This window comes from Paenibacillus sp. YSY-4.3 (assembly GCF_054767475.1).
In genome coordinates, this window is record NZ_BAABMC010000010.1 from 42361 (window position 1) to 57905 (window position 15545).

A 15545-nucleotide genomic window follows, 5' to 3' on the forward strand; every position below is an offset into this window, starting at 1 on the left:
AGTTTGCATCCATGCGTTAATGAAGGAGGAAGCAGCGACATGAACCAGGCAATTCGTCCGTCAAGGAAGGCTTTCATATTGTACATGCTGCCGGGCTTTATCCTGTACACCTTTATCGTATTCGTTCCGATCGTGCTGGCATTTTATTACGGGTTCTTTGACTGGTCGGGCGGGACGAAAATGACTTATATCGGTTTGGATAACTTTATGGCTCTGGCTAAGGACGACATTTTCATCCAATCTTTTGTTAACAACATCTATCTTACGGTGCTGTGCATTGTCGGACAAATCGGCTTCGCCTTCCTGTTCGCTATACTGCTGAATACAAGAGGCGTCCGATTCAAGGCTTTTCACAGAACGATGTCTTACTTTCCGTCGGTATTATCGGCGGTCGTGATCGGTTTTATTTGGACGATGCTCTATGACTACAATTACGGGCTGATCAATATTTTTCTTAAACAAATCGGAAAAGCGGAATGGATTCAGCCATGGCTGAACAATGAGAGCCTTTCGCTAACGTTGGTCGCCATCCCTTTGATTTGGCAATATATCGGTTACTACATGATCATTATCCTCTCCGCTCTAGCAGCCATTGACCCGCAGGTGCTGGAAATGGCAGAGATCGACGGGGCGAACGGCTGGAAGAAGGCGGTCCATATTACACTTCCTCTCGTAAAGAATACGCTGGTCGTCTGTGTGACGCTCTGTATCGCAGGGACGATGAAGGTCTTCGATCACATCTATGTGATGACTGGCGGAGGGCCGGGGACTTCAAGCAACGTGATGGCGCTAAACGCTTATAAGACGTCCTTCCTCAGCTATAAGATGGGTTACGGCAGCGCGATGTCGATTGGCATTCTGATTCTGAGCCTGATATTTATCGCCGGAACGAGATGGCTGCTGCTGAGCTTTACGAAGGACAAGGAGGTGGAGTGATGGGGGAGAGCAGTAAACGCCGTTTTTTGTCCGGGTTGGTCCCTAATCTGGTTTTGGCCGTTTTCTCCATTACCTGCATTTTTCCGGCGATATGGCTATTCTATTCATCGCTGAAAGGGAAGGCCGAGTTTTACGCCAACCCGATTTCATTACCGCATAACCCGAACTTTCAGCAGTACATTGCGATTCTGACCAAGAGCAAAATTTTGCTATGGATGGGCAACACCATCCGGAATAGCGTGCTGTCGCTGGCTATCATCCTGATTCTTGGCTTTATTATCGGTTACTTTCTTTCCCGCTTCCGGTTTAAAGGAAAAAATGCGCTTTACAACTACTACCTGCTCGGGATGCTTGTTCCGATTCATGCTTTAATGGTTCCGATGTACGTGCTGTTTACGAAAACCGGGATGGGCGATCAATGGTACACGCTGATTTTGCCTTATGCGGCTTTTGGTTTGCCGATTGCGATTTTCCTGGTAGAGAGTTATGTGCGAAGCATTCCCATTGAAGTGGAGGAGGCTGCCAACATCGATGGCTGCAGCTTCCATCGCACCTTGTTCAGCATCGTGCTTCCGATGTGCCAGCCGATCCTCTTCACTGTCGGCATCATTCAATTTTTTATCGTATGGAATGAATTTACGTTCGCGCTGATCTTGATCAGCAAAGAGACACTGATGACTGTGCCCGTCGGCATTACATTGTTCAAAGGACAGTTTGTCACCGATTATCCGAAAATGATGGCATCGATGCTGATCGCTATTTTTCCCGCCATGGCTTTATATTTCGCGTTCTCCAAGCAGATCATCAAGGGTATGGTCGCTGGTTCGGTCAAGGGTTGATTCACATCAATAATTACACAACAACTACACAACAAGGATGGGGAGACTTATGAAAAGATTTGACTTAAACGATGCATGGCTTCTTCATGAGGCGCCGCTGCACTGGGGCAGAGACAGCTTGGCCGCTGTGAAGGCTTTGAAGGAAGGCTGGTATCCTTGCGCGCTTCCGACGGATGTCCGCATTCCTCTAATTGAGCATGGCATCATCCAGGAGCCGCTTGAGTCCGATCATGCGCTCGCCAGCGAATGGATCGAACAGCGTTCCTGGTGGTACACCAAAGAATTCGATGGCGCAGGTATTGACTTTGACAATGACATTATCGAGCTCGTCATCGAAACGATCGACACGAACAGCGATATTTTCGTAAACGATCAATATGTTGGCAGCCACCGCAACGTACATTATCCGTTCGTCCGCAATATAAAGGACATTCTGACCGCCGGGAAAAACACACTTACGGTGCGCGTCACTACCGGGCTGGAGGACGTTACCGACAACGATCTGTCGGAGCTCAACTGGGCGACCTGCCGCGAATACGACAACGGCGGCAAAGACCGCGGCGACTATCGCCGTTCCTACGTAAGGCGTCCGCAATATACGGTAGGCTGGGACTGGGGACCGCGCGTCGTTACCTGCGGACTTGGCGGAAACGCATATCTGCGCTGCGAGAAAGAGATCGCGATTCGCGAGGTGAAGCTTGTTACCGTCAGTGCCGCCCCAACTGCCCGGCTTAAAGCGACCGTTAACATCGAGAACCTGGACATCATCGGGACGATAAACTGCGATCTGCAGATCGACATTTCCTATGACGGGCAATCCTGCGTGACGAAGAAGCTCGAGAACCAGCTCCTGACCTCTGGCACGAACTACTTTGACGTGGATCTTGAGGTGGAAAATGCCCGATTGTGGTGGCCTGCGGGGCATGGGGATCATCCGCTGTACGATGTGCGGGTATCCGCAGCGAGCGCGAATGCGAAGACCGAATATCCCGCATTCCAATTTGGCATCCGGACGGTCGAGCTGGACACGTCAATTCTGCGCGGCGAAGAGCGCAATTTCCGGCTGATCGTCAACGGCGTTCCTATTTTCAGCAAAGGGGGCAACTGGGTTCCGGCTGATTTCATCCATGCGCGTGTTACCGACGAGAAGTACGAGACCTTGATCCGCGAGGCGGTGGAAGCGAACTTCAACATGCTGCGCGTCTGGGGCGGCGGGCTGTTTGAGCGGGATATTTTCTACGATCTGTGCGACCGGAACGGCCTGCTGGTGTGGCAGGATTTCATGATGGCATGCTCCACTTATCCTGACCACAAACGGGAATTCCGCGATGAGATGCGGGCTGAGATGGACTATCAGACCAAGCGCCTCCGTAACCGGGCATCCATTGCATTGTTTTGCGGAACCAACGAGGTGCACTGGATCTTTAACAAATATGACAATCCGAGATGGCAGATTGAGTTCAAGCATGAGAAGCAGTACGGCATGTACATCGCGAACATTCTCGCCAAAGAGATCATGTACAACAACTGCTCCCATATACCTTACTGGAACAGCTCGCCGTACGGCGGGGCGCTTCCGAACGACGATACGGTCGGAGATGTCCATCGCTGGCATAACGCCTTCATGAGCCTCAATATGGACGAGCGCATCGAGCCGATGGACTTCGATACGGTGAATTCCAAATTCGTAAGCGAATATGGCTTCGTCGGCCCTTGTTCTCTGGAGAGCACGAAGAAATATTTGGGCGGGGAAGAAATCGACTTCAACAGCGAAGTGTGGCAAATGCACTGCAATGTGTTTGAAAAAGGCACTGTCGTAACGGGTATCGCTAAAAACTACCTTGACCGCACGGACAATTTGTCTATCGAGGACTATCTGCTTTACGGCGGCATGGTGCACTCGCTGATGCTTGAGTATTCACTGGAAGCGATACGATTCAAGGAGGATTGCGGCGGCGCGTTATTCTGGATGTACAACGATGCCTGGGGCGAGGTCGGCTGGACGATCATCGATTATTATCTGAACCGCAAAATCCCGTACTATGGCGTAAAACGCGCTCTGGCTCATACGAAGCTGTCGATGCGCGTGGTGGACGGAAACGTCGTTGTTCAAGGGATGAATGATACGGCAGAAAAGGTGAGTTTTCAGGCGGAATACGGCTATATTTCGTTCGATGGAACAGTTCGGCAGACGAGAACGCTGGAAATTTCTCTTGAGCCGCATAGCCGGGTTTACCTCCTCACGGAGAAACTGCCGGATCAGGATTATACCAAGGGCAGCATTATGCTGATTCCAGATTCCGATACGGTGAACTCGATATCCCTGCGGACGGGCGATATGAAAACGATGGTATTCGATCCATCACCGCTTGAAATGGTGAGTGATGAGCAGGTAGGAACGGATCGCAAAATTACGCTGACCAGCAAAGGTTATGCGCATGGCGTATACGTTGCGGGCGGTTATGATTGCTCTGACCTCTACTTCGATCTGCTGCCGGGTGAGGTGAAGACGATAACTGTCTATTCCGCGGGCGGCGAATCGCTCAAGTTTGCTTCTGTTAGATAATAGGAGATAAGGAGGGTGCGGCCGTTATGAAAAAATCAGTATATCAGCAGTTTAAGCCGCTTATTCTGGATTATTACGACAAGGCCCATATCGTGCTGACCGAACAGGAGAAAGAGAATTTGGAGATCGCCGACTTCGGGCTGGATCAATTCGCGCAGGTGGGGCTCTCCATCGTCACCCTAATCAATACCGACCGCTGCTGCGCGAAGGAGATGGTGCTTCTGCCGGGACAGACCTGTCCCGAGCACAGGCACCCGGCGATTCCTGAACTGAATTATCCGGGCAAGGAAGAGACCTTCCGCTGCCGATATGGCACGGTGTACCTGTATGTGGAAGGTGAGCCCAGCTCGAATATTCACGGCATTCTGCCGGAGAGCGGTAAAGAGCACTATTCCGTATTCCATGAAATCGTGTTGAACGAGGGCGAGCAATACACGATTTACCCGAATACGAAGCACTGGTTTCAGGCAGGCCCGGCAGGTGCGGTCGTTTCCGAATTCAGCACCAGGAGCCTTGACGAATACGATATTTTTGCCGATCCCCGCATTGACCGGATTCCTCGCATCGAGGACTGATGAATTGAAATAATAACGCAAGATGGAGGCGTTTCTGTTGAACAATCGCGCAGCATTTATGACCGGCCTGAAGCAAATGGAAATCCGCGATATTCCGGTGCCCGAGCCGAAAGAGAAGGAAGTGCTCGTCAAGCTTGAATACGTCGGCATTTGCGGATCGGACGTGCATTATTACGAGCATGGCAAAATCGGCGACTTTATTGTCAACGGCGATTTTATTCTCGGGCACGAGTGCGCAGGCACGGTCGTCGCTATCGGTAAGGACGTCAAGCAGCTGCAGGTAGGAGACCGTGTAGCTCTGGAGCCGGGCGTGACCTGCGGGCAATGCGAATTTTGCAAAAGCGGGCGCTACAATCTTTGTCCTGACGTTGAATTTCTCGCTACGCCGCCCTACCATGGCTGCTTTGAAAACTACATTGCATTTCCGGAGAACATGGCGTTCAAGCTTCCTGATCACATTACGACCAGAGAGGGCGCACTCGTCGAGCCGCTTTCGGTCGGCATGCATGCCGCCAAGCAGGGCGGCGTCACGCTCGGCAGTTCCGTGGTCATTCTTGGCGCAGGCTGCATTGGGCTGACGACATTGTTGGCTTCCAAAGCGTTTGGCGCCATCGACATTACCGTCGTGGACGTCATTCCGAAGCGGCTGGATAAAGCGCTGGAGCTTGGCGCAACGCGAGTCATCAACGCGGCCGAGAGGGATGCGGTCAAGCTGATTGACGAGCTGACGGACAGCGAAGGCGTAGATATCGTGATGGAGACCGCTGGAGCGGTAAAAACCGTTCAGCAGACAGCGTATATGGTCAAGCGGGGCGGTACCGTCGTCCTGGTCGGCATGGCTCCGCAGGATACCATTGAATACAACTTCGCCAAGCTGCTGGGCAAGGAGGCGGAAATCAAAACCGTGTTCCGCTACCGGAACATCTATCCGCAGGCGATCAAGGCGATGGCCGAAGGGCTCATCGACGTGTCCGGCATCGTTACCCACGAGTACAGCTTCGGTGAAATTGCCGAGGCGTTTGACGTCAATATCAACCGGAAAAACGATGTCGTAAAAATCGTGATTAAAATCGATTAATCCAATAGGAAGATGCAAGGGACTGTTCTATTAGTAGTTTTCTCAAAGCAGGAACAGTTGTAGCGAGAAACACTATTTCACTTTTACGAAAAAAGGCGCAAGTTCTCGGGCTATACCAGCCCCTGAATTTGCGCTTTTTGCTTCATGGTGGCCCATTTGAGCATTATTATGGGCAAGTGAATACCGCCCGACCTCTAGGTTTACTTTGGGCAGGCCGCGTAACAGGAAGCGCCGATATCCTCGATTTGCACTTTTATAATGGCGAAGGCTTTACATCGTATCCACTTACTGCTTATCCTGCACCCTTTTAATAGTTCAACCCTTGTTTAAATGGATTTATAGTAGTTAGTTTCTACGGTCAAGAAGAAAATGTAAATTTAAATGGATTTCATGTCGTTAGAATTAGGAAAATTGCCAATCATGGAATGGATTCTTGATTATAGCTGCATAAAATCCATCTAATCCCCTTAAGCATTCGTTTAGAGCATAATTAGATACATGAAATCCATTTATTATCTTACTTTCTTCCTGCCTCCAGGAAAAGAATAACGAGTCGTAGGGAGTTTGCGTCCGCCTTTAGGAGCCATTTGTTACATCAAAATCTAATCAAGGCAAATAGCGGATAACAGCGGCCCGTAGATCGTTATTATTTTCCACTCTTTAAGAAGTTGTCAAAAAGTCAATCTTTGATCACGAAGTAAAACAGGGAGTGTATTCGACATCGAATCTTGAATTCAGCCGAGACAAGCTAATGCTTTCGAAGTATGTTTCCTACGGAAACATTTTAGGTGCTCACGTAGGTTTCGCCAAGCATATGTTTTCGGAGTCGTTTTCTTCGAAAACGTGCAGCTCCGCTCCTCAGCCTCTAGCTTCATCCAACCTAAGGCGTTTTGAAAAAACGCACATCGGAAGCATACGCTTCGGTGCTGAAAGACTTACTTTTTGAACACTTATTTTTAAACAAACGGATTGTCGCGATAATGTCGCTCGGCATCGATCTCCCGGCGATCGGGATGATTGAGCTTGCGATAGCCCTGCGGAGAAAGGCCTGTCCAGCGTTTAAACTGCTTGCTGAAATGGGAGGCATCCCGGTAGCCGAGCCGCAGGGCGATTTTCTCCACGGACAGGCTGTAATTCAGCAGCAGCAGCTTGGCCTGGCGGATAATTAGCCCCGATAAGTACTGGCGCGGCGATTTGCCGTAGACTTGCCGGAATACGCGGTTGCAGTGGGCAGGGCTGTATCCTAGTTTCGCGGCAATGTCCTCAATGCCGGCTCTTCCTTCGCCGCCGGCTGCCGAAGCAGAGACTAGCCCCTCAAGATGCTCTTCAATGGCATTGGCGAGCAGAATCGCGTTCTCGGGCGGGCTTGGCTCGTACGCCGGCGGGTCATCGGGCAGTTCCGATAATGCCCAGCCGCTAAGTGCGGTGAGCAGCCGGAGGGAGGCGCGAAGCGCATTTAAACGCTGACGGTGCGTATCCGCCTCCCCGGAAATCGTCGAACGGATGAAATCGTCGAGCGCCTGCCGAACGCCCAATATTTCCGCGGTATTTCCCGTAAGAATGACCGAATCCGCCATCATCAGGGAGCGCCTTAGGGATGAATCATCGATATCGAAATTAAGGGCGTAATACGTCATTCCTTCCGGCCCGCCGGAGCCCTGACTGGAATGCTCTACGCCGGGGCGGATGAACAGGATGTCTCCGGTTTGCTGCAGGAAGGGGCGGCCGGCAACAGTCATATGCTGCTCGCCTTCCAACACGATATTGATTTCAAACGCGCGGTGCTGATGCTCGGGATAACGCCATGCGGCGTTGACTTTGCGCCAGTGGGTGGCATAGATGCGGAAGGCGGCCTGAATATCCGGGGACATGATGCTGTCCATGGTGTTAGGTATGCCGGTATAATCCATCACGATCGGAACCTCGTCTACTTTGAATTGGTGGCTTTATTATATCATACGGAATTAGGCAATCTGGACGGAGGACGTCCGTTTTGCCCATTTTGTCGTAAGGTTTGACCCTGTTCCTCCTTGAATGTAAGCCTTACCATAGTTTTTGAACCCTATGGATTTTAGGAGAATCGCATTAAAGGAGTGTCCGAAGCATGACGCCAAAAAACCAGTTTTTTAATGCTCATCATTCGCCGATCGGAGCTTTTGCCAGTTTTACCTTAGGTTTTCCCGAGGCAGGCGGAGGATTTGATTTGGAGCTGGGCCAGTCGCCTATGCAAAATGTGTACATTGGCCTTGAACGGGAGGATGGCAGCGGATACGATTCGTTACCGTTCCATGAAATGACGGGAGAGGATGACCGCAAGCGTTATGACGTAGAGAAAGAAGACGACCCTGCTGTCAAAAAGAAACGGAGAATTATCCATCATTTCCCTCGGGAAGAGATCAAGCGGGATTTCCGGCTCGCGACCGACAGTTGGAGTGCAGGCGGCTTGACCTTCCGCATTATCTCTCAGGTACGCTCCGTTCCCGATCCGGAGACCGCTACCGAGCAGGAATTGAAGGATGTGCTTGTCCCCGCGGTTCTCATCGAGATGGAAGTGGATAATACGGGATGCAGCCGGTCAAGACGAGCCTTCTTTGGCTTTCGGAAGAACGACCCTGCAGGCTCCATGCGCAGACTGGACGATGTATCGGATCGGCTGTCCGGGATAGGACAGGGCCGATTCATCGCGATTGCGGCCGAGCGCGGGACGGCGCAGTCCGGGCTCTACTTCAATATAGAGGAAATTCTCAGACCGGCGCATGAAGAGAACTGGGGCTTCGGGCTCGGCTCGTCCGGGGCTATGCTGATGGACGTTCCGGCCGGGACGAAGCAGACCTATCGTTTTGCCGTTTGCTTCCACCGCGCCGGATATGTAACTACCGGAATCGATGCGAGTTATTACTATAACCGCTACTTCCCGAATATCGAATCAGTCGCCGAATATGCCTTGTCCAGGTTTGATGTTCTGAAGGAGGAGGCAGAGCAGGCAAATGATTTAATCGATAAATCCTCCTTAAACGAGGATCAGGCCTTTATGCTGGCCCATGCCATTCGCAGCTATTACGGCTCCACGCAGCTGCTTGATTACAACGGCGAGCCCTTCTGGATTGTCAATGAAGGCGAGTACCGGATGATGAACACCTTCGATTTGACGGTGGATCAATTGTTTTATGAGCTGCGAATGAACCCCTGGACGGTGCGCAATGAGCTGGACATGTTCGTGGGGCGCTTCAGCTACGAGGATACCGTAACATTTCCGGGCGATCACACCGAGTATCCGGGAGGAATCAGCTTTACGCATGACATGGGCGTCAATAATTCCGTCTCCCGTCCGGGTCATTCCTCCTACGAAATATACGGCCTGGACGGCTGCTTTTCGCATATGACTCATGAGCAGCTGGTGAATTGGATACTTTGCGCTGCAGCGTATTACGACAAGACGAAGGACTCTGCATGGATGACGCACAACATCGGCATTATGGAGCGCTGTCTCGACAGCATGCTGAACCGGGATCATCCCGATCCAGCGCAGCGAAACGGCATGATGGGTCTAGACAGCACCCGAACGAAAGGCGGTGCGGAAATTACTACGTATGACAGCCTGGACGTATCCCTTGGCCAAGCGCGCAACAATATTTATTTGGCGGGCAAAAGCTGGGCGGCTTATGTAGCGATGGAGAAGCTGTTTGCCGAGTTTGGAATGGTTGAGAGAGCTCAGACCGCAGGGGAACAGGCTGTAAAATGTGCAGCAACGCTAGTAGCCAGCGTCACCGAGCAAGGTTATATTCCGGCGGTTATCGGGGAGGGAAATGATTCCAAAATCATTCCGGCCGTTGAAGGACTGATATTCCCATATGTGACGGGCTGCCCGGATGCATTGGAGCGCAGCGGCCGTTTTGGAGAATATATCGGGGTGCTGGATACACATCTGCGCAGCGTGCTGCAGGACGGCATCTGCCTGTTTGAAGACGGGGGCTGGAAGCTGTCCTCGACGAGCAACAATAGCTGGCTTAGCAAAATCTACCTCTGCCAGTTCATCGCCCGGCAAATTCTCGGGCTAACTTGGGATGAACAGGGCCGCCATGCCGACAGAGCCCATGTGGAATGGCTAACGCATCCGGAGCTCTCCGTCTGGAGCTGGAGCGATCAAATCATCTCGGGGCAAATTACGGGCAGCAAATATTATCCGCGGGGCGTAACGGCCATATTGTGGCTTGAAGAGGCTGCGGCGGAAAAGCAGGCGTAATGATTGACGTTACAAGTTCATCGGCCTTCGGTAGGGAACACTGCCCTACGGCGAAGGCTCTTTTCTATTTAAATGGGGGAGGGAGAATATGAACCTGAATCATCCATGGAAAAAAAACGTGCTTAAAAGACTGATCCTCTCGTTTATTTGCATTCTTCTTCCGCTCTATCTTCTCAGCATGATCATCTATAACTGGGGAGTTCGCACATTGAAGGACGAAATCTCTAAATCGATGATTTCCCAAGTATCGCAATATTACAGCGGCCTGGAGGAGGAGTTCAAAAGAATTCAAACGCTGCAGTATGATGTCTTGAGCGATGATAATCTGAACGCGCTGGGCGCTATCCCGGAATCGATGAATGATATCGAGAAAATGCAGAGCATATTGCGCTTGCAGCAGCGGCTTAACGCCATACGGAACAGCAGCGCCTATATCGTCGATGTGTATGCCCATATTCCGGCGATCCAAAAAAATGTATCTGCTCTAACGATTTCCTCGCTCAATCCGGAGGAATATAACGATTTTAAGAATATTCCGCTATCTCTGGATTCGAAGCTGATCAATATGAACGGTAAAACCTATTTGATCGCCTCGTATCCTTTCGTTACGCCGGAGAGCAAGAAGTGGCCGATCTTTATCGTGGTCATCGAAATTTCTAAAGATAAGCTAAAGGAAAATTTGAAGAAGATGGTCAACTCCCCGGGGGAGGGACTGGTTTTTAAAAGCTCGCAGTTTGAAATCACGACCAGCCATGACGCCCACTTCGACCTTGCGGCCGCATCGCAAATGTTAAGCGATGTCGATCCCAACACGGCGCAGACCGTGACGATTACGGATAAGCAGTATTTGGCCGTATACAGCTACTCGCATTTCTTCGGGGCGGTGCTCAGCAAATACGTTCCGGTCCATGCCGTATTCCAACCGCTCGAAAAGTACCGGAGCTGGTTCGTTTTGCTGCTGCTCGTGTCCTTCGCCATTATCGTCGTTTATTCCCTTTACGTCTACAAGTACATTCACAAGCCGCTGTACAAGCTGGTTAAGGCTTTCCGCAAAGTCGAGCACGGCGATTTCAACGAGCAGATCGACCATGATTTCAATGATGAGTTCCAATATATTTATACGCGTTTTAACGCCATGCTGGAAAATTTAAAGTCCCTGATCGACCAGGTGTACAAACAGCAGCTATTGACGCATAAGGCCGAACTGAAGCAACTGCAGTCCCAAATCAACCCGCATTTCCTGTACAACAGCTTCTTCATTCTTAACACAATGACGCGGCTGGGCGATTACGACAATCTAGAGCGGTTCACGAATCAGCTCGGAGAGTATTTCCAATTCATTACGCGGGGCGATTCCGATGAGGTGCTGTTGGGAAGGGAAATCAATCACGCCAAGGTGTACTCCGAAATCCAGGCGATGCGGTTCGCGAAGCGCAACCGGATTGAATTTGGCGAGCTGCCGGAGAATGTGGGACATATTATGGTGCCAAGGCTGATTTTGCAGCCGATTATTGAGAACGCATTCAAATACGCTCTGGAGAAAAGAAGCGCGAACGGAATTTTAAGCGTGCATTTTGTCAGAACTGAAAACGAGCTTTTGCTGATCGTAGAGGATAACGGCGAGGAGCTGGATGATGAGCAAATCCGCTCTTTGAACGAATGTCTGTCCCGTCCGGATGAGACGGAGACAACGGGGCTGCTCAACATACATCAGAGAATCCGCCTGAAGTTCGGGCAGAACAGCGGATTATATATGGAGCGAAGCAAATTGGGTGGATTGAAGGCGACGATTCGGATCGTGATTTCAGATGGAGGAATGTAATATGTACAGACTTTTGGTTGTTGATGACGAAATGATTATAGCGGACGGGCTATATGAGGTTCTGTCGAATCTGCCTCAGCTGGAGCTGGATGTGTACAAAGCCTATTCCGGAGATGAGGCGGTGCGGCTGTTCGACCGGACGCGGTTTGATATCGTGCTTACGGATATCCGGATGCCGGGCCTTAGCGGACTTGAGCTGCTGGACAAGATCAGAGAGAGATGGCCTAGCTGCAGGGTTATTTTCCTGACGGGACATAATGAGTTTTCTTATATTTACTCGGCCTTCCAGTATGAAGGGGTCAGCTATTTATTGAAGACCGAAGGCTATGAGAAAGTGATCCAAATGGTCGAGCAGGCGGCTGTGGATATTGAGACGGAGCTGAAGGCGGAGGCGTTGCTCCAGAAGGCGCAGGAGCAGCTTGATGCGACAAGGGAATTGCTGCAAAAAGATTACGTCAAAGGAATTTTGAACGAGCAGATCGGCGTGCAGGAGATCCACCAGAAGCAGTTCGATGAATTGGCGATTCCGCTGCGCGCGGACCGTCCTGTTCTCATCATGCTGGGCAGGGTCAACAGCTTCGCCAGCGGGCTAACCTATGCGACGAAATCCAGGCAGCTCTATAGAATCAGGCTCATAGCCAATCAGTATTTGTCCGCCCGCGTCTCGTTCATCGATGTGGTCAGTGAGAGCATGGATCCGGTTTGGCTTATTCAGCCGCTTCAAGAAAGCGGCGAAGCCGAGGGCTGGGAACGGGCATTGACGTTTATGAAGGGCAATCTGGAGCTGATCCAGTCGGCGTGCCGCGAGTCCCTCGGCGAAGTGCTGTCGTTCGTGCTCGACGATAGCCCGGTGATGTGGGAGAATGCGGCGGAGCGCTTCTCCACGCTGAATATGCTGATGAATTACCGGATCGGGCAAGGCTGCGGCATGCTGCTTCTTGATAAGCAGATGATTGAGCAGGAGCTCCGACTGCCGGGGGACGGACAACGCGAGAAGCCGCTTCTGCGTCATGCCAAGCTGACTGTGCTTGCCGATCAATTGGAGCACGGGCAGCGAGTTGAATTCAGAGCTATCCTGCTCGATTGCGCGGCAACGCTGGCCGACATCGACAGTATGCATCATGTTCCGGCCCAAGAGCTGTACTATTCCATTGGACTGGTATTCCTCTCTTACATGAATCGCTGGAAGCTGGTAGAGACAGCAGCGGGCCGAATCGGCCTGCACAAGCTGATGCAGCCGGGGGAGCATGAGTCTTGGCGGCACGCTTTTGACTATTTGCTTCATGTCGGGGACATGCTGTTCGACCTCCAGAGTCAGGAGGAGGAGAGACGGGCAAGGGACGTCATTACCGTCATTCAGAAGCATGTGCAGGACCATTTGCATGATCCCGATGAGATATCGCTGGTCCGGCTGGCGGAGTTGGTTTATTTCAACCCGTCCTACCTGTCCCGGCTGTTCAAACAGGTGACTGGCACGAATTTATCCGAATACATCTCGGCGTGCCGAATGACGAGGGCCAAGCGGCTGCTGGAAAATCCGGACGTAAAGATCCAGGATGTGGCGGAGCTTGTCGGATACGGGACGGCCACGAACTTTACGCGTTCCTTCCGCAAGGCGACGCATATGACGCCTCAGGAATATCGAGCCACCATATTCAACAGGTAAACAGCTGATTCAAATGTCAAGAGATGAATATTGAATGAGAGCGGTTTCAAATCTAACATTGTAGATATAAGGGCCCTAAACAACTTAAAACTTTCAGGGAGGTTCATATGACAAAGAGAAGAACAATGAAAAAATCGGCAATTCTATGCTTGGCAGGCTTCGTGCTGCTCACGGCCTGCGGAGGCGCAAAGGAAGCGAACTCGCCCGCAGCCGCTCCTGATCCGGCCAAGACGGATGTAGATTTGATGGCGAAATATGATCCGCCCGCAGACATTACGGCATGGCGTTATACCGAGTCAACTTACAAGTACGAAAACAATGATACGATCGAAGACAATATTTATACCCGCACTTATTTAAGCGATCTTGGCATCAATTTGAAATATGTCTGGACGGTTCCCGTCGAGCAGTTCGATCAGAAGATGAACGTGTCGATCGCCTCCGGGGACTTGCCCGATATTATGTGGCTGAAGAATAAGCAGCTGACCGATCTGGCGGAGAACGACATGCTGTACGATTTGACGGACTTGTTCGAGAAATACGCATCGCCAATCACGAAGGAAATCATGCTGCAGGATGAAGCCAGCTTCAACACCGCGAAGATCGGCGGCAAATTGATGGCCATCCCTCATACTTCCTCCGCAGTAGACGGATTGCCAATCTTGTATGTCCGTACCGACTGGCTGGAGAAGCTCGGGCTGCCTGAGCCACAGACGATGCAGGATGTGCTTGCGATTGCGGAAGCATTTACAAAGAATGACCCGGATGGCAACAGCAAAGACGATACGTTTGGCCTTGCCTTCACCAAAACATTTTTGACGGATGCTCATTTCGGTACGTCGGGATATTTCTCTGGTTACCACGTGAATCCGGGCAAATGGGTGAAGGACGATTCCGGTCAGCTCGTGTACGGCAGCATTCAGCCCGGTGTGAAGGACGCGCTCCAGCAGCTTCAGGATTTGTACGCCAAAGGCATACTGGATAGAGAGTTTGGCGTGAAGGATCGCGCCAAGGTTACCGAATCTGTGGCAAGCGGCAAGGTAGGCATGTTCTACGGTTCCATGTCCGCTCCGCTGTCCATCATCCAGCAGAATGTCGACAATGATCCGAAGGCTGAGTGGAAGGCTTTGCCGCTTGTATCCGTGGATGACAAGAAGGCTACTCCGATTGGCAAAATGCCGATTACGAGATATTACGGGGTGAGCAAGGACAGCAAGCATCCGGAAGCGATTATCAAGCTGCTGAACTTCAGCATGCAGGGCTATGACCCGGAAGTGGCCCAAGAGAACAGCAAATTCGGGATTACCGATACGAACATTCCGGTCTATCTGTACAGCTTGATCAGCGCCGACCCGGCCAAGAAAAACCTGAACGCGCATTTGAATACGATGAAGGCTCTGGAGGCGAATGACCCGTCCGAGCTGTCTGTAGAGGAAAAGGGCTACTACGATAGAATCGTCGACTACCGGGGCGGCAACAAAGCCAACTGGGGAACGGAACGCGTATTCGGCTCGCCAAGCAGCTTCGACGTGATCGATCATTACGTCCAAGGGGACAACTATATTTTCGATGCCTTCTACGGGGCGCCAACGCCGACGATGGTCGAGAAGCTTGCTACGCTGGATAAGATGGAGGAAGAGGTATTCACCAAAATCATCATGGGGCAGTCGCTCGACAACTTCGACAAGTTCGTGGAGGACTGGAAGAAGCTTGGCGGAGAGCAAATTACGAAGGAAGTCAATGAATGGGCTGAGAAAAACAAATAGAAGTCGGGCACGGATTGGATAAGAGGACGATGAAAAGGGAAGAAAGGGGCAACT

10 protein-coding genes are annotated in these 15545 nt (G+C 51.3%); 9 read left to right on the forward strand and 1 reads right to left on the reverse strand.

Going from position 1 to position 15545, the window contains the following annotated elements:
• Nucleotides 1-39: 39 nt before the first annotated feature.
• The 5 genes from ACYUJT_RS22620 to ACYUJT_RS22640 are packed head-to-tail and all read left to right on the forward strand — an operon-like array spanning nt 40 to nt 5994.
• Nucleotides 40-936 (forward strand): carbohydrate ABC transporter permease, encoded by an 897-nt coding sequence (locus tag ACYUJT_RS22620; protein WP_460326613.1) that lies wholly within the window; start codon nt 40-42, stop codon nt 934-936.
• Entirely contained in the window at nt 936-1775 is an 840-nt protein-coding gene (locus tag ACYUJT_RS22625) for a carbohydrate ABC transporter permease (protein WP_460326616.1), read from the forward strand. The genes ACYUJT_RS22620 and ACYUJT_RS22625 overlap by 1 nt, the downstream gene beginning before the upstream one ends.
• 49 nt (nt 1776-1824) lie before the next feature.
• Nucleotides 1825-4341, forward strand: a complete 2517-nt coding sequence (locus ACYUJT_RS22630) for a glycoside hydrolase family 2 protein (RefSeq protein WP_460326618.1) — start codon at nt 1825-1827, stop codon at nt 4339-4341.
• A gap of 26 nt (nt 4342-4367) precedes the next feature.
• Nucleotides 4368-4916, forward strand: coding sequence for a D-lyxose/D-mannose family sugar isomerase (locus tag ACYUJT_RS22635; protein WP_460326622.1), 549 nt, complete (start codon nt 4368-4370; stop codon nt 4914-4916).
• Nucleotides 4917-4953: 37 nt separating this feature from the next.
• Nucleotides 4954-5994, forward strand: coding sequence for an NAD(P)-dependent alcohol dehydrogenase (locus tag ACYUJT_RS22640; RefSeq protein WP_460326624.1), 1041 nt, complete (start codon nt 4954-4956; stop codon nt 5992-5994).
• Between the two features lie 956 nt (nt 5995-6950).
• Here ACYUJT_RS22640 and ACYUJT_RS22645 read toward each other — a convergent pair.
• Complete coding sequence (locus tag ACYUJT_RS22645) at nt 6951-7904, reverse strand: AraC family transcriptional regulator (RefSeq protein WP_460326831.1); 954 nt, start codon at nt 7902-7904, stop codon at nt 6951-6953.
• A gap of 194 nt (nt 7905-8098) precedes the next feature.
• On the opposite strand from ACYUJT_RS22645, the gene ACYUJT_RS22650 reads away from it, so the two are divergent.
• From ACYUJT_RS22650 to ACYUJT_RS22665, 4 genes are all read left to right on the forward strand, one after another.
• The gene (locus ACYUJT_RS22650; protein ID WP_460326626.1) at nt 8099-10237 is read left to right on the forward strand and encodes a glycoside hydrolase family 52 protein; all 2139 of its coding nucleotides are present in this window, start codon (nt 8099-8101) and stop codon (nt 10235-10237) included.
• Between the two features lie 88 nt (nt 10238-10325).
• A complete protein-coding gene (locus ACYUJT_RS22655) occupies nt 10326-12059 on the forward strand; it encodes a sensor histidine kinase (RefSeq protein ID WP_460326628.1) in 1734 nt (577 codons plus the stop codon).
• Between the two features lies 1 nt (nt 12060).
• Nucleotides 12061-13725, forward strand: coding sequence for a response regulator transcription factor (locus tag ACYUJT_RS22660; protein WP_460326630.1), 1665 nt, complete (start codon nt 12061-12063; stop codon nt 13723-13725).
• 107 nt (nt 13726-13832) lie between these two features.
• Nucleotides 13833-15491, forward strand: a complete 1659-nt coding sequence (locus ACYUJT_RS22665) for an extracellular solute-binding protein (protein ID WP_460326633.1) — start codon at nt 13833-13835, stop codon at nt 15489-15491.
• The last annotated feature ends 54 nt before the right edge of the window (nt 15492-15545 follow it).